21 protein-coding genes are annotated in these 15,728 nt (G+C 73.1%); 11 read left to right on the top strand and 10 right to left on the bottom strand.

Going from position 1 to position 15,728, the window contains the following annotated elements; all coding sequences use genetic code 11:
* Positions 1-254 precede the first annotated feature (254 nt).
* The gene (locus ACFY3U_RS08265; RefSeq protein WP_387196917.1) at positions 255-434 is read left to right on the top strand and encodes a hypothetical protein; all 180 of its coding nucleotides are present in this window, start codon (positions 255-257) and stop codon (positions 432-434) included.
* 211 nt (positions 435-645) lie between these two features.
* A complete protein-coding gene (locus ACFY3U_RS08260) occupies positions 646-819 on the top strand; it encodes a hypothetical protein (RefSeq protein WP_387196914.1) in 174 nt (57 codons plus the stop codon).
* 69 nt (positions 820-888) lie between these two features.
* Here ACFY3U_RS08260 and ACFY3U_RS08255 read toward each other — a convergent pair whose 3' ends face one another.
* On the bottom strand, positions 889-1,599 hold the full coding sequence (locus ACFY3U_RS08255) for an SDR family oxidoreductase (RefSeq protein ID WP_387196911.1): 711 nt from the start codon (positions 1,597-1,599) through the stop codon (positions 889-891).
* 58 nt (positions 1,600-1,657) lie between these two features.
* On the opposite strand from ACFY3U_RS08255, the gene ACFY3U_RS08250 reads away from it, so the two are divergent.
* On the top strand, positions 1,658-2,020 hold the full coding sequence (locus ACFY3U_RS08250) for a MerR family transcriptional regulator (protein ID WP_387196908.1): 363 nt from the start codon (positions 1,658-1,660) through the stop codon (positions 2,018-2,020).
* Positions 2,021-2,074: 54 nt separating this feature from the next.
* On the opposite strand, the gene ACFY3U_RS08245 is transcribed toward ACFY3U_RS08250, so the two are convergent.
* The 5 genes from ACFY3U_RS08245 to ACFY3U_RS08225 form a co-directional block, all read right to left on the bottom strand.
* Complete coding sequence (locus ACFY3U_RS08245) at positions 2,075-2,485, bottom strand: type II toxin-antitoxin system VapC family toxin (RefSeq protein ID WP_387196905.1); 411 nt, start codon at positions 2,483-2,485, stop codon at positions 2,075-2,077.
* Positions 2,482-2,760, bottom strand: coding sequence for a type II toxin-antitoxin system Phd/YefM family antitoxin (locus ACFY3U_RS08240; protein ID WP_218105002.1), 279 nt, complete (start codon positions 2,758-2,760; stop codon positions 2,482-2,484). The genes ACFY3U_RS08245 and ACFY3U_RS08240 overlap by 4 nt, the downstream gene beginning before the upstream one ends.
* Positions 2,761-2,879: 119 nt before the next feature.
* Positions 2,880-4,214 (bottom strand): phytase, encoded by a 1,335-nt coding sequence (locus ACFY3U_RS08235; protein WP_387196902.1) that lies wholly within the window; start codon positions 4,212-4,214, stop codon positions 2,880-2,882.
* Positions 4,215-4,300: 86 nt separating this feature from the next.
* A complete protein-coding gene (locus ACFY3U_RS08230) occupies positions 4,301-5,251 on the bottom strand; it encodes a class I mannose-6-phosphate isomerase (protein ID WP_387196899.1) in 951 nt (316 codons plus the stop codon).
* 268 nt (positions 5,252-5,519) lie between these two features.
* Entirely contained in the window at positions 5,520-5,987 is a 468-nt protein-coding gene (locus ACFY3U_RS08225) for a DIP1984 family protein (RefSeq protein WP_387196897.1), read from the bottom strand.
* A gap of 76 nt (positions 5,988-6,063) precedes the next feature.
* On the opposite strand from ACFY3U_RS08225, the gene ACFY3U_RS08220 reads away from it, so the two are divergent.
* From ACFY3U_RS08220 to ACFY3U_RS08200, 5 genes are all read left to right on the top strand, one after another.
* Complete coding sequence (locus ACFY3U_RS08220) at positions 6,064-6,411, top strand: ArsR/SmtB family transcription factor (protein WP_387196894.1); 348 nt, start codon at positions 6,064-6,066, stop codon at positions 6,409-6,411.
* A complete protein-coding gene (locus tag ACFY3U_RS08215; RefSeq protein ID WP_387196891.1) occupies positions 6,408-6,848 on the top strand; it encodes an SRPBCC domain-containing protein in 441 nt (146 codons plus the stop codon). Before ACFY3U_RS08220 ends, ACFY3U_RS08215 begins: the two co-directional genes overlap by 4 nt.
* Positions 6,845-7,435: a maleylpyruvate isomerase family mycothiol-dependent enzyme gene (locus tag ACFY3U_RS08210; RefSeq protein ID WP_387196888.1), complete on the top strand. Its 591-nt coding sequence runs from the start codon at positions 6,845-6,847 to the stop codon at positions 7,433-7,435. Before ACFY3U_RS08215 ends, ACFY3U_RS08210 begins: the two co-directional genes overlap by 4 nt.
* 96 nt (positions 7,436-7,531) lie before the next feature.
* Positions 7,532-7,786, top strand: coding sequence for a hypothetical protein (locus ACFY3U_RS08205; RefSeq protein WP_387196885.1), 255 nt, complete (start codon positions 7,532-7,534; stop codon positions 7,784-7,786).
* Positions 7,768-8,184: a type II toxin-antitoxin system VapC family toxin gene (locus tag ACFY3U_RS08200; RefSeq protein ID WP_387196882.1), complete on the top strand. Its 417-nt coding sequence runs from the start codon at positions 7,768-7,770 to the stop codon at positions 8,182-8,184. Before ACFY3U_RS08205 ends, ACFY3U_RS08200 begins: the two co-directional genes overlap by 19 nt.
* A 54-nt stretch (positions 8,185-8,238) precedes the next feature.
* On the opposite strand, the gene ACFY3U_RS08195 is transcribed toward ACFY3U_RS08200, so the two are convergent.
* On the bottom strand, positions 8,239-9,237 hold the full coding sequence (locus tag ACFY3U_RS08195; RefSeq protein WP_387196879.1) for an alpha/beta hydrolase family esterase: 999 nt from the start codon (positions 9,235-9,237) through the stop codon (positions 8,239-8,241).
* A gap of 55 nt (positions 9,238-9,292) precedes the next feature.
* The gene (locus ACFY3U_RS08190; protein ID WP_387196876.1) at positions 9,293-10,117 is read right to left on the bottom strand and encodes an alpha/beta fold hydrolase; all 825 of its coding nucleotides are present in this window, start codon (positions 10,115-10,117) and stop codon (positions 9,293-9,295) included.
* A 106-nt stretch (positions 10,118-10,223) separates the two neighbouring features.
* Between ACFY3U_RS08190 and ACFY3U_RS08185 the strand changes: the two genes are divergently transcribed.
* A complete protein-coding gene (locus ACFY3U_RS08185) occupies positions 10,224-10,895 on the top strand; it encodes a TetR/AcrR family transcriptional regulator (RefSeq protein WP_387196874.1) in 672 nt (223 codons plus the stop codon).
* A 55-nt stretch (positions 10,896-10,950) separates the two neighbouring features.
* Here the strand turns inward: ACFY3U_RS08185 and ACFY3U_RS08180 are convergent, their stop codons facing one another.
* The gene (locus ACFY3U_RS08180; RefSeq protein WP_387196871.1) at positions 10,951-11,730 is read right to left on the bottom strand and encodes an SAM-dependent methyltransferase; all 780 of its coding nucleotides are present in this window, start codon (positions 11,728-11,730) and stop codon (positions 10,951-10,953) included.
* Positions 11,731-11,882: 152 nt separating this feature from the next.
* On the opposite strand from ACFY3U_RS08180, the gene ACFY3U_RS08175 reads away from it, so the two are divergent.
* Positions 11,883-12,350, top strand: a complete 468-nt coding sequence (locus ACFY3U_RS08175) for a hypothetical protein (protein ID WP_387196869.1) — start codon at positions 11,883-11,885, stop codon at positions 12,348-12,350.
* A 66-nt stretch (positions 12,351-12,416) separates the two neighbouring features.
* A complete protein-coding gene (locus ACFY3U_RS08170) occupies positions 12,417-13,328 on the top strand; it encodes a hypothetical protein (protein WP_387196866.1) in 912 nt (303 codons plus the stop codon).
* Here the strand turns inward: ACFY3U_RS08170 and ACFY3U_RS08165 are convergent, their stop codons facing one another.
* Complete coding sequence (locus ACFY3U_RS08165; RefSeq protein WP_387196863.1) at positions 13,329-15,686, bottom strand: glycoside hydrolase family 65 protein; 2,358 nt, start codon at positions 15,684-15,686, stop codon at positions 13,329-13,331.
* Positions 15,687-15,728 lie beyond the last annotated feature (42 nt).

Here is a 15,728-nt window from a genome sequence, read left to right as displayed (position 1 = left end):
CCCCGACTGCGGAGGCCGCAGATCCCGCCCGCACCCTGGCCGGACGAGTTGGACGAGCGGACTGTGACCCGCAGGCTGCGCGTCTCGTACGACGAGTACGTGTCGGTGACCGCCCTGACCCTGGCTCAGCGACACCGCCCCGTCTGGTCCCGGAGCAGCCGGCGGCGCGTGTGCCGGTGCGGGTCCGACCTACCCTGCCGGGTCGTTCACCGCGTACCGGTCGCGCGTCGACACTGGCCGCGGGAGGGTACGCGGTGAGCGACAGCCAGGAGCAGGCGATCGTCGCGGTGCACGTTCGCGGAGTCGACGGCATGTGCGTCGGCTGCCGGGCATGGTGGTCGCGGCTGACGCCGTACCCCTGTTGGCAGGTGGAGTGGGCGACCAGCCGCGCGGCCCGGGCGATCACCGCGCGGTTCCTCGGCGGCGTGCGGTGACCGCTCACGGTCCGGTGAGCCCGGCGTGGACGTGCGGCGGCTGCGGGACCGATTGGCCGTGCCAGACCCGACGCCGGGAGTTGCGAGCGGAATTCGACCGCGCCCCGGTGTCGCTGGCCCTCTACCTGGCCGCCCAACTCGTCGATGCCACCCAGGACCTGGGCCACGTCCCCGCCGGTCACCTGCACCACCGGTTCATTGGCTGGACCCGGTGAGTGTCCTGCGGCCCGGGGACGAGAAGTTCCACTACAGCGACGGCTCCCACAAGTGGATCCCGCCAGATCCGGACTACGACCAAGAGGTCTGGGACGAGCAGGTCCGCCAGCACAAGCACGGCCACCTCAGGAACGAGCGTCCCAAGATCCGCATCCAACGTCTCGTCTGACCTGGCCGGCCCGGAGGCGGTGGTCGACTACTACGCCGAGCTGGACGTCGGACAGTGCACAAGGTGGCGTCAGCCGAAGAGGGCGGCGGGGATGTCGGCGTAGAACTCGGCGGGGTCGCGGGACAGGGACGCCTTCACCCTCGCGGTGGGGGTGTCGGCGACGACCTCCAACCTGCCCGCCTCCAGCCCGTCCAGGGCTTGGGCGACCACCTCGTGCGGCGGGAGTTTCGGGATGTCGACGCCGGCCATCATGTCGGTGTCGGCGATGGCCAGGGCCAGGGCGGTGACCTGCGTCTGCTGGCCCGCCAGTTCGAGCCGTACGCCGTTGGTGAGCGACCATTCCGCGGCTTTGGAGGCGGCGTAGCCGTTGCTGGCGGGGGCGAAGGCGTACCAGCTCAGGGCCGAGATGACGTTGAGGATGGCGCCGCCGGCGAGGCGGGGGGCGAAGGTGCGGATGACGTCGAGGGTGCCCCAGAAGTTGGTGTCGAACTCGCGACGGATGTTGTCCGTGGAGGGGCCGAGCAGCGGGGCGTGGGTGGAGATGCCGGCGTTGTTGATCAGGATGTCGAGGTCGCCCACCTCGGCCGCCGCGGCGTCGATGGACTCCCGGTCGGTGATGTCCAACCGGAGCGGGACGACACCGGGGATGTCGATCAGGTCGGGTCGGCGGGCGGTGGCGTAGACGGTGGTGGCGCCGCGGGCGAGGAGCGCCTCGGCGAAGGCCTTGCCGAGGCCACGGTTGGCGCCGGTGACCAGGGCTTTCGTGCCGTTGATCTGCATACGGCTACGGTATGACCTGACGCTGACGTCAGAGGCAAGTGTTGCGAGGTGGGTCACAGTGCGGATCGGGGACCTGGCGTCGAGGGCGCAGGTGAGCGTGCGGGCGCTGCGCTACTACGAGGAGCAGGGGTTGCTCACCTCGACCCGCAGCGAGAGCGGGCAGCGGCGCTACCGGGACGCGGCGGTCAACCGGGTCCGGCTGATCCAGCAGCTGTACGGCGCTGGGCTCTCCAGCAGGACGATCGCCGAGCTCATGCCGTGCGTGGACGCCAACGAGAGCACGCCGGAGTCGCGGGCGCGGCTGGCGGCGGAGCGGGACCGGATCGACGCGCAGATCGCCGAGCTGATGAGCGCCCGGGACAGGCTCAACGACATCATCGAGATGACGTCGAGGCCGAACCCGCAGTGCGACTACGCATAAGCCGGCCCGGACGCATGAACTGACGGGCCTCGTACTATGGGTGACGGATTCGCGTCAGTTCTGCCCGGGGCTCGCTACAGGCAGTCCTGCCGCCTTGGCGGATTCGAGCAGCCGCCGGTCGTAGGTGACGAAGGCGGTCAGTGCCGTGCCGGACTCGTTGGTCAGCACCTGGGCGGTGGCCAGGTGGATGGCGTCGAGGCTGCGGAGCATCGGCTCGGCGAACGCGGCTGCGGTCGCGCGGATCGTGCTGTCGATCTCCAGCCGGAACAGCCGTCCGACGGCAGCCGGCACCCCGATCAAGGCTTGCGGGGCTGATCGGCGCAGCGCCCTGGGCACCTCCACCTCGACAAGAGCGGAGGAGACCAGCGGCACGTCGTCGTGCGTATTCAGCCAGGAGACAAGGTCCGCGCTACACGCCTCCTGCCGCACCAGCTTGACGACGGCTGCGGAATCGAGATAGATCACCAGCGCTCCTCGTCCCGCATCGCAGCGAGCGAGGCCGCCACATCAACGTTCTCGTCACCGAGCTTCGGAGGAAGCGGCACGGAGCCGCCGCCAGTGGGTGCGACGGCTCGCCCTGCCGCCACCAACTTGGCCAACACCGACCTGTCATCGCCCACCGGAACGAGTCGGGCGATCGGGTGTCCGCGGTCGGTGATCTCAACAGTCTCGCCACCACTCACCCGCGCCAACACCTGGCTCGTGTTCTGGTTCAGCTCCCGGACACCGATGCGCTCCATGGGCACGAGTGTAGAACTAAATGTTCTACCCTCCTAGCTCCTACCGTCATTCGGGCTACGTTTGCGGCGAACGACAGCTGGCCGGCCCGAAGACGAGCCGGCCGGCCGTCGTTCGAGGGTCAGCGGAAGCGGGGGTCGTTGCCGGCCCGGGTGTCCACCGTCAGGGACAGGGCGCGGGCGATGTCGCCCCAGGAGACGTACGAGAAGTTGGTGGCGTCCCGCTCCTCGTCCACGTCGGGCCCGGTCTCCGGCTCGTCGTGCGAGACGAAGAGGCCCTCGCGGTACTTGCCGACCGGCCGGTTGGTCACGGCGAGTCCATCGGAGCCGTTGATGTCGTCGGCGCCGGCGACGCCCTTGACCCGGAAGCTGCCGACCGGCCGGTTGGTGCCCTGGCGCTGGTAGACGGCGAAGGTATCATCGCCCTGGCTGGACACGAGCACGTACCCGGTCGCGCCCCGCCCGTAGTAGATGTCGACGCCCTCCGCGTCGGCGGTCAGCAGGTTGCCGCCGTACCCCTTGGCGTTCGGGTCGACCGGCTCGCACTCCTCGGTCTCGCTGTCGTACGCGTCGTGGATGCCGTAGTCCCTGACCCGGTCGACCAGGGTCGGCCGGCTGCGCGGGCCGAGCGGGAGCTGCAGCCGCCACAGGCCGACGTCCTCCTGCGCGGCGTAGAGCACGCCCGAGCGCTGGTCCACCGCGAGACCTTCGAGCTGCGGCAGCACGCCCGGCTCCTCGCAGGGCACCCAGTTCGTACCGTCCGGCAGCCGGAAGCTGCTCGGCAGCGCGAGCTGCTGGTTGTCGGTGTAGCCGAGCTTCCCGCCGGTCTCCGTGATCCGCACGGTGGCGACCTTGGTGGTGCCCTCCTGGGTGACGACGGCGTACGTCTCACCCGGCCGTGGCTGCCAGACGGCGAGGCCGTACGCGGTCTGCTCGTCGTCCACCGCCGCCCGGTCCGGGTTGAACAGGAAGCGCTGGTCGGGCGCGGTGACCTCGGTCAGCGGGGTGCGTGCCGCCGCGCCCGCCGGGTCGATGACGAAGAACCGCAGCTGGTCGTTGTAGCGGTCCGAGACGACGGCGACGTCGACCCAGCGACCGCCCAGCCGAACGTCGTACGCGATGTCGACGTTGTTGTAGCGGCCCGCGACCCCGTCGGCGCGCGGCGCGGCGGTGGCCGGCAGCGACTGGAGCTCGCGCGAGCGCAGGTCGTAGACCCGCAGGCCGCCCTCCTTGGCGGTCACGATCACGACGGACCGGCGGGAGTCGGTGGGGTGGACCCAGATCGCCGGGTCGTCGCCGGAGGCGTTGCCGCCGGCCTCGTCGTCGTACAGGACGGGGGTCTCGTTGTCGGTGGTCACCACGGCGGGCCGGCCACCGGCGGCGCCGGCCGGCAGCGGGGCGAGCAGGGCGGCGACGACGGCGCTCACCGTCATCGCGGCGCTCAGGGTGCGCATCATGCCCCAGGACCCTGCGGTACGCAGGTGGCCGCCGCGCCGACCGACGGTTGCCGCCGGGGAAATCCGGGCCGGCGGGCGCCTGACGCTCAGGCGGCCCCGGCGAGCCGGATCGCCTCGACCTTGCCGTCGAGCAGCAGCGGCCCGGCGGCGTACGGCACCAGCAGGGTGTCACCCCGGCGCACCGGCAGGTCGTCGTGCTCGCCGACCAGTCGGCCCGCGCCGGCCGTTACCACCAGCACGCAGAAGCCCTGGTCCAGCCGGTCACCGCCGCGCAGGCGATGGGCGGCGAAGAAGTCGTCCGCGGCTTCGGGCAGCAGTCGGCCGGCGCTGCCGCGCAGGTCGGCGAGGCGGGACGGCGTCCAGGCGTTCCGGTCGACGCACTGCAGGGCCAGGTCGTAGCCCAGGCCCAGGTGGCCGTCGGCGAGGCCGAAGCTCTCGTACTCCAGCAGCACGGAGAAGTCGGTCGGCTCCTGGACCTCGACCAGCAGGATGCCGTCGCCGATCGCGTGCGGCAGGCCGGCCGGGCAGAGGATCGCGTCACCCGCCGCGACCGGGATCCGGTTGGTGGCGGCGAGCATCGCCTCGGTCTGCTGCCCGCCCACCCAGCCGGCCAGCTCGTCGGCCGGCACGTCCCGGGCGAACCCCAGGTGCACGTACGCGCCGGGCCGCGCGGAGACGATCACCCAGGCCTCGGTCTTCCCGTACGGCGAGGCGAGGTGCGCGGTGGCGAAGCGACGGTCCGGGTGCACGTGCAACGGCAGGCGCTGCCCCGCGTCGAGCAGCTTCACCAGCACCCCGGTGTCGGCGCGGTCCGGGCCGAGCCACCAGCGCGGGTCGGCGGCGATCGCCTCGGCCAGCTCCCGGCCGTCGGTCAGTGTCGACAGGCCGGACGGGGCGAGCCCGAACCGGCTGGTCACCGAGCCGACCCAGTCCTCCGGGCGGTCGGGCAGCGCCGGCAGGGCACGGAACTCGGCGATCCGGCCGGCACCGCGGTAGAACGTCTCGGGCTGGTTGGCGGGCAACACCTGAATGGTCATCGTCGACAGTCTGCCCCAACGCCGAACCGCTCGGCCATCTGCTGGAGGGTCGCGGAGGTCCCCTGTCCCACCCTCGCCGTCGTGGATCTGCACCTGGTGGTGTGCCGTACCCTGTGCGCCGTCACCTGTGAGGTGTGCTGGGCGTGCGATGTTAATCGGGGAATCGAACCCCGGCGCCTGCCCTCGGCGCGCGACGGGTGAGCCGGATATCCCCCCGGCTCGGGGGTTCCGTGCACGCCTCCACGTCGGCTACCTGCTCCGCGACTCCTCAGTCCAGCAGCTCGACCTCCCAGTTCGTCCGCTGGATCAACGTGTCCACCTCGCGAAGCTGCCGGGCGAGGTCGTCCGCCTGCCGGCGCAGCTCCGCCACCGGCAGCGCCGGGATCATCTTCAACTCGGAGCGCAGTTGACGGTAGCCGCGCTGGCCGTCGCCCGCGGCGGCGTCCGCCGCGGCCGCGACCACACCGTGCCGCAGCCGGAGTACGTCCCGACGCGCGAGCGCGTCGGTGAGGGTGCCGATCCCCTCCAACCCGGTGGCGGCGTTGGTGCGGTTGATCCGCCGGATCAGCGACTCCAGTTCACCGAGCACCTCGCTCACCTCGGTGAGGAGAGCCGACGCGTCCTCCGCGGGCGCCTCGCCCTCCTGGTAGCGGGCGCTGGCGGTGATCCGGGCCCGGAGTTGTTCGGCGCGCCGCGCCGCGTCCGCGCGCAGCGCCAGGGCCTCAGCCAGCTTCATGGGCCCAGTATGGCCACCGAAGATCACCGCCGCGCTCCAGTTGACACTTGATTAAGTAGATGCTTGAGTAAGCCCCATGCCGACCGCCACCCGGGACCACCGCCTTGACGCCCTGTTCACCGCGCTGAGCGACCCCACCCGACGCGACATCGTGGCGCGACTCAGCACGGGCGAGGCGACGGTCAAGGAGCTGGCCGAGCCGTACGCGATGAGCCTGCAGGCCGTCTCGCAGCACATCCGGGTGCTCGAACGGGCCGGTCTGATCAGCCAGGGGCGGCACCGGCAGACCCGGCCCTGCCGGCTCGAACCGGCGGCCCTCGACACCGCGCTGTCCTGGATCGAGCAGAGCCGGCGCACCTGGTCCGACCGGATGGACCGGCTGGAGGGCCACCTGGCCCGCGTACAGCAGGGCGAGGAACGGTGAGCGACGACGAGCTCGTCTACCGGCGGGTCTTCCGCGCGCCACGCGAGCTGGTGTGGCGGTGCCTCACCGAGCCGGCCGAGCTCGCCCGGTTCTGGGGGCCGAGCGGCATGTCGACCCCGATCGACGGCATCGTCGTGGAGCTGCACCCCGGCGGGCGCTTCGAGACCCTGATGGTCGGCGAGCTCGGTAGCCACCGGATGACGGCCACCTTCACCGAGGTCGTCCCGCCCGAGCGGCTCGCCTGGGTCGAGCCGGCCACCGGGATGCACACCACCAGCACCCTGGACGACCTCGGCGACGGCGGCACCGCCGTGGTCATCCACCAGCGGCACGTGCCCGAGCTGATGTGCCTGCCGGAGGCCCGCGCCGGTTTCCTCACCTCACTCGACAGGCTCGAAGAGCATCTGGCCCGCCTCGCACCGGGAGACCGACAGTGACCGATCCGCAGTCCTTCGTGGCGCCCACCTACCTCGCGTTCGCCGACCTCCTCGCCGACTCGCCCGTCGAGATCTGGGACGCCCCGACGCTGTGCGACAAGTGGCTCGTTCGCCACGTGGTCGCGCACGTCACCATGCCGGCGCGGCTGACCCACGAGCGGTTCGGGGCCGAGCTGGCGGCGGCCCACGGCGACTTCGCGGTGCTGTCGAACGCGGTTGCCGAACGGGACGCCGCGCTACCCGTCGCCGACCTGCTCGACCAGCTCCGGTCACCCCGACTGCACGGCTGGCAGCCGCCCGGCGGCGGTGCCGCCGGTGCGCTCAGCCACGCCGTCATCCACTCCCTGGACGTGACGATCGCGCTCGATCGGGCGCCGGTCGCTGCGCCGGAGGCGGTTGTCGCCGTCCTCGACCAGCTCACCGCCGCCGACGGCGCCCTGTTCGGGATCGACCTGACCGGGGTCCGGCTGGAGGCCACCGACACCGACTGGAGCTGGGGCGACGGACGGGTCGTGCGGGCCGACAGCGGGTCTCTGGTGGCCCTGCTGAGCGGCCGTACGCTGCCGGACGGCCGGACGCTGCGATGACGCGGGCCGACCGCCGGGGGATCATGGCCTTCGTAGCCGCCGCGCCTCCCTTTCAAGGCTCATCACCACCGACCGCATTGCATGCATAATGAATGCATGGTCGCTCTTCAGATCCGGGATGTACCGGAAGACGTACGGGATGCCCTGGCAGCTCAGGCCAAGGCGCGAGGGCAGTCACTCCAGGCCTATCTCCTCGAGCTGGTGGAGACTCAGGCTCGACGGCTGCGCAACACTGCGGTCCTCGACCGCTTCGCCGGCCGGTCGGACGGCACGCACTCGCTACCGGGGGAAAGCGCCGACGAACTGAACGACCAGCGGGAGCAGCGCGGTCCGTGGGGAAGCGCCGCGTGATCGTCGTGGACGCCTCGGTCCTGGCCGACGCTCTGGTCGATGACGGTCCGGTCGGTGACGCGGCTCGGGCGGAACTGACCCGCGACCCGCACTGGGCTGCGCCGAGCCACCTGCTGGTCGAGGTCATGTCCGTCATCAGAGGCAAGGTCCTCGGCGGGAAGCTTGGTCCCACCCGAGCTCAGGAGGCGATAACCACCCTGCCCATGTTGGTCATCGACGACGTGGGGATCGCGCCACTGCTCGACCGGATGTGGCAGTTGCGCGGCAATGTCACGGCGTACGACGCGGCATACGTAGCGGTGGCGGAGCTGATGACCTGCCCGCTCGTGACCGGTGACGGTCGGCTCGCCAAGGCCAGCGGCGTCCGCTGCGAGATTCGGCTGCTCGCGACGTCCTGACGGCGGAGCACCTGGATGATCCGGGCTGTGCCGGCGGCTCCGCACTTGCTGTGGCTATCCGATCCGGTGCGTTTCAAGGAAGTCCCAGACCGCCTCGGCCGTCGGGGTGCCGGCCAGCGAGTCGGGCCACCGATGGCCGCCCGTCACCCGGTAAGCGGTGATGGTCGAGCCGCCGGAACAGCCCCGCCAGCGCCGGACCTCGCCGGTGCCCTGGTAGGCCTGGCCGGTGGAGCCCGTGCACCGGTCGAGCGCGGCCCAGCCGGCCAACCAGTCGGCCACGGCGGGCAGCTGCCAGGTCGTGTCGCCGGGGTCCCCGTCGTACGGCACGATCGGGTCGTCGGCGGCGTGGATGTCCAGGATCGACACCGGGCGGCTCGGCCGGCAGCCGCCGTCCTTCGGGGTGTACATGTTGCCGACCACCGAGGCGATGGCGGCGATCCGGTCGGCCAGGTGGCAGGCGAGGTAGTTCGCCATCCCGCCGCCGTTGGAGATGCCGGTCGCGTAGATCCGCGACCGGTCCACGCAGTACCCGCCGGTCAGCGCGTCCAGCAGGGCTCGGGTGGCCGGGAGCTCCTCGATGCCGTGGTCCACCGGCCCGGCGCTGGCCCACATCGGCGGCCCGCCGCGACCGTCCGGCAGGCCCTGCGGGTACACCACCAGGAAGCCGGCCCGGTCCGCCACCGGGTCGAAGCCGGTGGCGGCCGCGGCGCCCTCCGCCGTGCCGCCGTGGCCGTGGTAGACCAGCAGCACCGGCTGCGGCGTACCCGCCGCGACGCCGGCCGGGCGGTGCACCAGCGCCGTCCGCCGGCTCTGCCCCTCGCTGGTGGCCGGGTCCACCGCGAAGTCGAGGGTACGGTCGGCGCCGCCGGTCGCCCGCTGTCCGCAGCCGTCGACCGGCGCGGCACCGGTGGAGACGGGGTGAGTCGGCGCCGCACTCTCGTGCGTCGGCCTGCCCGGCGGCGTGCAGGCCGCCAGGCAGGCGACCACGGCCAGGGTCACGACCGCCCGAGCCGCCCCGTGGTCGGCACGACCGGAGCGCGACCGGTGGCGCATGCTTCACCGTCCCTGACTGGCCGACATCGACGAGTCTAACGACGGGCGGCGACCCCTACCGCTGGGTCGACACCGGAGCGGCGAAGAACTCGGCGATCGGGTCGACCAGCCGCGGCCGGGCGATGGCGATCGCGTCGTGCCGGCTGCGCGGCACCACCAGCGTGCGGGCCCGGGGCATGGCCCCGGCCAGCGCCTCGTTGATCTTCGCGAAGTACGGCGGGGCCTCGGAGCCGCAGGCCAGTAGCACCTCCGCGGCGACCCCGGCGTACCGGGCGGCCGGGCCGCCGTCCTCCGCGATCATCCGGGTCTCGGCCAGCGTCGTGACCAGCAGGTCGCCCATGGTCCGGCCGATCGGGGTACGCAGGAACGCCCGGGTCATCGCCGTCTGCACGCCGAGCGGCAGCCGCGCCGCGGCGGTGTGGCTGTTGACCCCGGCGCCGACGATCGCCAGCGCCCGGGCGGTCTCGCCGGCGGCCGCCGCCCGCTCGGCGGGCTCGAGGTAGTCGGTGGCCATCAGGCCGTCGACGTTGACCGCGGCGTCGTAGAGGGCGAGCCGCTCGATCGGCAGCCGGAGCGCGGCGCTGAGCGCGAGATAACCGCCGGAGCTGTGCCCGAGGACGTTGCGCGCCCCGGTGTGGGTCAGCACCGCGTCGAGGTCGTCGATCTCCTGGTCGACCGTGTACGGCTCCCGCCTCGGTGGGGCGTCCGCCCGGCCCCGGCGGTTGTAGCTGTGCACGGTGAACCGGTCGGCGAGGGCCGCGACGAGCCGGCGGTACTCGTGGATGGTGATCCCGCCGCCGTGCACCAGGACCAGGCCCGGGCCGGCGCCGGTGCTGTGCAGGGCGAGCTGCGCGCCGTCGGGCGCGGTGATCCGCTCCATGGCTGCTCCTTCCGTCGAGGTCGCGTCGAACCGACACCGCGGGCCCGGATCGCCACCACACCGCGAGCCGAAACCGCGAACACCGTTTGCAGTTTACAGTAGACCGGTGACCGACGCAGCCTCGAATTCCGGCCGCCGGCCGCCGATCTGGGCCCGGCCCGAGCGCGGCGCGCGGGGGCCGGCCCCCGCCCACAGCCGGGACGCCATCGTTGCGGCGGCGATCACGCTCGCCGACTCCGCCGGGCTCGACGCCGTGTCGATGCGGGCGGTGGCCGGCGCGCTGGGCACCGGCGCCGGCTCGCTCTACCGCTACCTGAGCTCCCGGGACGACCTGCTCGACCTGATGGCGGACGCGGCGGTGGGCGAGCTGGCGCCGTACCCGGACCGCGGTGACGACTGGCTGGCCGGCCTGCTGGCGATCGCCCGCCGGCAGCTCGCGCTGTACCGCCGGCACCCCTGGCTGATCGACGCCACCCAGCGATCAGGGGCGCCCGGGCCGCACGCGCTCGGCTACTTCGACGCCTGCCTGGCGGTGCTGACGCCGGTCGAGTGCCCGGTCACCGCCAAGTTCGAGGCGATCGCGATGCTGACCGGCGTGGTGTCGCTCTTCGCCCGCAACGAGGCCGCGTCCGGGTCGCTCAGCTTCGACGGCGTGGACCTGGCGGCGTACCCGCATCTGGTGGCCGCGTTCGCGGCGCCCGGCTCCCCGGCGCCCCGCCGGAACCTGTTCGAACGGACGCTGCGCGGCCTGCTCACCGGCCTGCTCACTGCGGACTGACCGGCCGGCTCCCGCGGGCCGCGCGCGTCGGTGACCGACCGGCGCGGTGATCGGCTCAGCGGCGCACGCCCACCGCGCCGTAGCCGTGCGACACCCCGGCTCCGGGCGCGCCGTCCGGCCGCCAGTCGGCGAGCCGGACCAGGCCCGGTTCGACCGGGTCGTACCCGTCGAGGAAGCGGGCGATGTCGGCGTGCCGGCGCGGCACCAGCGGAGCGCTGCTGCGCCGGTAGACCGCGGCGCCCTGCTGGGCGGCGGCCGGCGGCGCGCCGTCCAGGGTGAGATGGGACAGCACCAGCAGGCTGCCGGGGACGGTGGCGTCGCGCAGCCGGGCCACCGCGGCCCACGGGTCGTCGGCGTCCGACACGAAGTGCAGCACCGCGACCAGCAGCACCGCCACCGGCCGGTCGAAGTCGATCGTCGACCGGACGTCCGGGTGGTCGAGGATCTCCGCCGGCCGGCGCAGGTCGCCGCGGACCACCACCGTGCGCGGGTCGGCCGGCAGCAACCGCCGGGCGTACGCCACGGCGACCTCGTCGTGGTCCACGTACGCCACCCGGGCGTCCGGAGCGACCGCCTGCGCGACCTCGTGCACGTTGCCCTGGGTGGGCAGCCCGGCGCCGATGTCGAGGAACTGCCGGACACCCCGCTGCGCGGCGTAGCGCACCGCCCGGCCGAGGAAGTGCCGGTTGGTCTGGGCGGCGACCCCGGTGTCCGGGAAGATCTCCAGCACCCGCTCGGCGGCGGCCCGGTCGGCGGCGAAGTTGTGGCAGCCGCCCAGGTAGTAGTCGTACATCCGGGCGACGTTCGGGGTGTCGGTGTCCGACGGCTGGGTCACGGCGAGGCTCCGGGGATCGACGGCGGCGGGGCGCGACTCGATGTCTAGCACCCCGCGCCACGATCCGCTGACCCGCCGTGTCGTTGATCCGGTTGAAGCGGCCCGCCACCAGGGACGACGGTGGGGGCCCGAGGCGACGAGGAGGCACGCCGATGACCGGTCGACGCGAGACCGTCGAGGTCGATCCCGCCCTGTTCCGGGCCGTCTACGATTCCCCCGCGTCGCTGCCCGGCGAGCACCGCTGGACCACGTCGGAGCACGACGTACGCCGGATCGAGAAGCTGCTGAACATGCCGGCGCGCAGCATCGGCGCGCCGCTCTGGGTCAGCGGCGACCAGCCGGACTGCCCGAAGTGCGGCCGGCGGATGAGCTGGCTGGACATCGTGTCGTCCGCGCTGAAGGGGGTGCACGACCCGGCGATGATCGCCACCGTGATCCTCGGTGACCGCAAGTACGTCAACACCGAGGTCCCGGACGGGATCGCCGGCGTGTACTGCCTGGACTGCCACACCCCGATCGAGGGCCTGCGCAGCTTCAAGTGCCACAACTGGGCGTACGCCTTCGAGGCGCTGGAGGCGGTGCGCGAGCAGATGACCGCCCGCCCGCCGGAGGCCGACTGAGCACGCGCCTCCCCCGACGTGACGCCGGGCCAACATCCGGGTACAGCTGTCGCGGAGGTGGCCGGGTTGACCCACGCGGCGACGCACGAGCTGATCGCGTTTCTCGAGGACGTACCGGCGACGACCGCCCGGTACGACATCCGGGACGATCGTGGCCGCAGCATGGACACGATCAAGGTGATCGGAAATCCCGCCGGCGGGTATCTGGCGGTCTACCACGTCGGCGTCGGCGACGGCCTGTTCGAGGTGGCGGTGGCGACCTCCGACGACCTGCTGACCTGGGCGTGGCGCGCCACGCTGGACCGGCCCGCGTCCCAACCGACCGTCACGGCCCTCCCCGACGGCGGCTTCCTGCTCGTCGTGGAGGCCGGCGGCGGTGGAGAGCCGGCGTGGCTGCGGTTCCAGCGCTACGACAGCCTCGAACGGCTGCTGACCGGCGCGCCCGACCGGGTGTTCGACGCCCCGCACACCCTGGTGCCGCCGGGCCGGTACGCCGAGGGCACCCCGAACATCTATCCCGTCCTCGCCCCGTCGGTCGTCGACGTGGGCTTCCACTACTTCCGGCGGGGCCGGGTCGACCGGCAGGGGCGCGGCCGACTGGTGGACTTCGACCGGTGGACCGCGAGCGCCGAGCCGCACCTCGACGCGGCGATCGAGCGGTTCGGCGTACGCGGCAACATCGGCGGCCGGGACCGGTTCGTCTGGCGGGACCGCCCGTACCTGCTGATCGAGGGCCAGCACCGCCGACGGGTGTGGCAGTCCTGGCGGACCTTCCTCTACGACCCGTCGACCGGAACGGCCCACCCGTTGGCCATCCGCACCCACGCCGGCAGCACGGCCTTCGCCAACCCACGGGTCACCGCGCTGACCACTCCGGCCGGAGAGCCCGCGTTGGTGGTCGGGCTGTACCTCTTCCACGCCGGCGCGGCGCCGGGCGAGGGCGGTCCGCTGCTCTACGTACGCCCGATTCCGACGTAGTCAGGCGGCGCGGGAGCGGCGGGCGGGCCGGCGGCCGTGCGGCGACGGCGGCTCCGGGCCCGGGTCGGGCACCGGCGGCATCGGCCGGGTCACCGGCGCCGCACCGGTCACCCGGACCGGCTCACCGTGGTGGGTCAGCTCGACGGTGGCCGTGGGGTCGTCCGGCAGCTCGTAGCGGGCCTCGTCCCGGGTCAGCGTCACCCGCAGCCGGTGGCCGTGCCAGCGCAGGCTGAACGCCAACCGGTCGATGGCCGCCGGCAGCCGCGGGTCGAAGGAGAGCCCGCCCCGGTCGTCGCGCAGCCCGCCGAAGCCCTCCACCAGCGCCGTCCACGCCCCGGCCAGCGCGGCCAGGTGCAACCCGTCGGTGGTCTTGTCGCCGAGATCCGCCAGGTCGTGCAGGGCGGCCTCGGCGAACAGGTCGTACGCCAGGTCCAGGTGGCCGACCTCGGCGGCGAGCACCGCCTGCGGGCCGGCCGACAGCGACGAGTCGCGGACGGTCCGGGCCTGGTAGTAGGCGAAGTTGCGGGCCTTCTCCTCGGCGGTGAAGTCACCGGGGCGGCGCTGCATGGCCAGCACCAGGTCGGCCTGCTTCACCACCTGCTTGCGGTAGAGCTCCAGGTACGGAAAGCGCAGCAGCAGCGGGTAGTCGTCTTCCGTCATCGCCGCGAAGTCCCAGTCGGGCTGCTCGGTGAAGCCGGCGGCCTGCTGGTGCACCCCGCGCTTGCGGTCGTACGGCAGGTGCACCGCGTCGGCCGCGGCCCGCCAGCGGGCCACCTCGGCCGGGTCGACGCCGAGCGCGGCGGCCCGCTCCGGGAACCGCTGCGCGGTGTCGGCGGCGCCGCGCAGGTTGCGCCGGGCCATCAGGTTGGTGAAGACATTGTCGTCGACCAGCGCGGCGTACTCGTCCGGCCCGGTGACGCCGGTGAGGTGGAACTGCCCGTCGTCCGACCAGTGCCCGAAGCCGGCCCACAGCCGGGCCGTGCCGACCAGCAGCTCCAACCCGATCCCGGCCAGCAGGTCGTCGTCGCCGGTGGCCGCCACGTGCCGCAGCACCGCGTCGGCGATGTCCGCGTTGACGTGCAGCGCCGCGGTGCCGGCCGGCCAGTAGCCGGAGCACTCCCGGCCGCCGATGGTCCGCCAGGGGAAGGTCACCCCGGGCAGCCGCAGCTCGGCGGCGCGTTCGGCGGCCTCGGCCAGGTGGGCGTGCCGCCAGCGCAGCGCGGAGCGGGTCACCTCCGGCGCCAGGTAGGTCAGCACCGGCAGCACGTAGCTCTCGGTGTCCCAGAGCACGTGGCCGTCGTACCCGTTGCCGGTCAACCCCTTCGCCGGGATGGTCCGGGCACCGTCCGGGCGGCCCGCCTGCAACAGGTGGAACACCGCGAACCGGACGGCCCGCTGGAGCTCCGGGTCGCCGTCCAGCTCGACGTCGGCGGTCCGCCACAGCGCGTCCAGGGATTCCCGCTGGGCGGCGACCAGCGCGTCGAAGCCCCGCTGTCGGGCATCGGCGGCGGCGTCGGCCACCAGGTCGGCCAGCTCGTCCGGCGAGGTGTCGTCGACCGGGCCGTACTCGTACGCGGCGAACTTCGTGACCCGCAGCCGTTCGCCCGGGCGCAGCCGGCCCTCGACGGTGGTGCGGAGCCGGTCGTCGGTGCGGTCCGCGGCGATGGAGAGGTCGTCGGGCGCCTCGACGTGGTGCTCGACCGCCACCGCGACCCGCTGCCCGCTCCGCTCGGTGCGGTGCACCAGCACCTCGGCGGCGCCGTCGCGGTGGTGGCGCTCGGCGGTCAGCGGGTCGTGGATGATCGACGCGGCCCGCGGGTCGTCGGCGCGCTCCGGCACCCGCTCGTTGGCCTGCACGTCGGAGCAGAGCCGCAGCGGCACCGGGTGGTCGCCGAGCGGCTCCACCTCGTAGCGGACCGCGGCGACCGGGCGGTGCGGCAGCGAGACCAGCCGGGTGCTGCGGATCCGCACCCCGTGCCCGGCCGGGGAGATCCACTCGGTGTGCCGGCGCAGCACACCCGCACGCAGGTCCAGCTCCCGTTCGTGGGCGCGCACCGTGCCGGTGCGCAGGTCCAGCGGCTCGCCGACCACGTACAGCCGGATCAGCGCGGCGTTCGGCGCGCTGATCACGACGTCGCTGAGCTGCGGGAACGCGTACCCGTTCTCGGGGTAGGTCAGCTCCCGCCGCTCGTGGAAGCCGTTGAGGTAGCTGCCCGGCATGTCGTACGGCTCACCCTCGTCGAGGGTGCCCCGCCAGCCGATCCAGCCGTTGCTCAGCGCGAAGATCGACTCTGTCTCGCCGAGCCGGTCGAGGTCCGCGTGAGTCCGCCGGATCCGCCAGCTGTCGTCTGCCTGCACGCACCGTGATTACCCAGCGCTGGCGGGGCACCAATCGCGGTG

The organism is Micromonospora sp. NPDC000089, assembly GCF_042899365.1.
Taxonomy (GTDB): Bacteria; Actinomycetota; Actinomycetes; order Mycobacteriales; family Micromonosporaceae; genus Micromonospora.
Note: the sequence above shows the minus strand (reverse complement) of the source record. Positions and strands in the feature narration are given on the sequence as shown.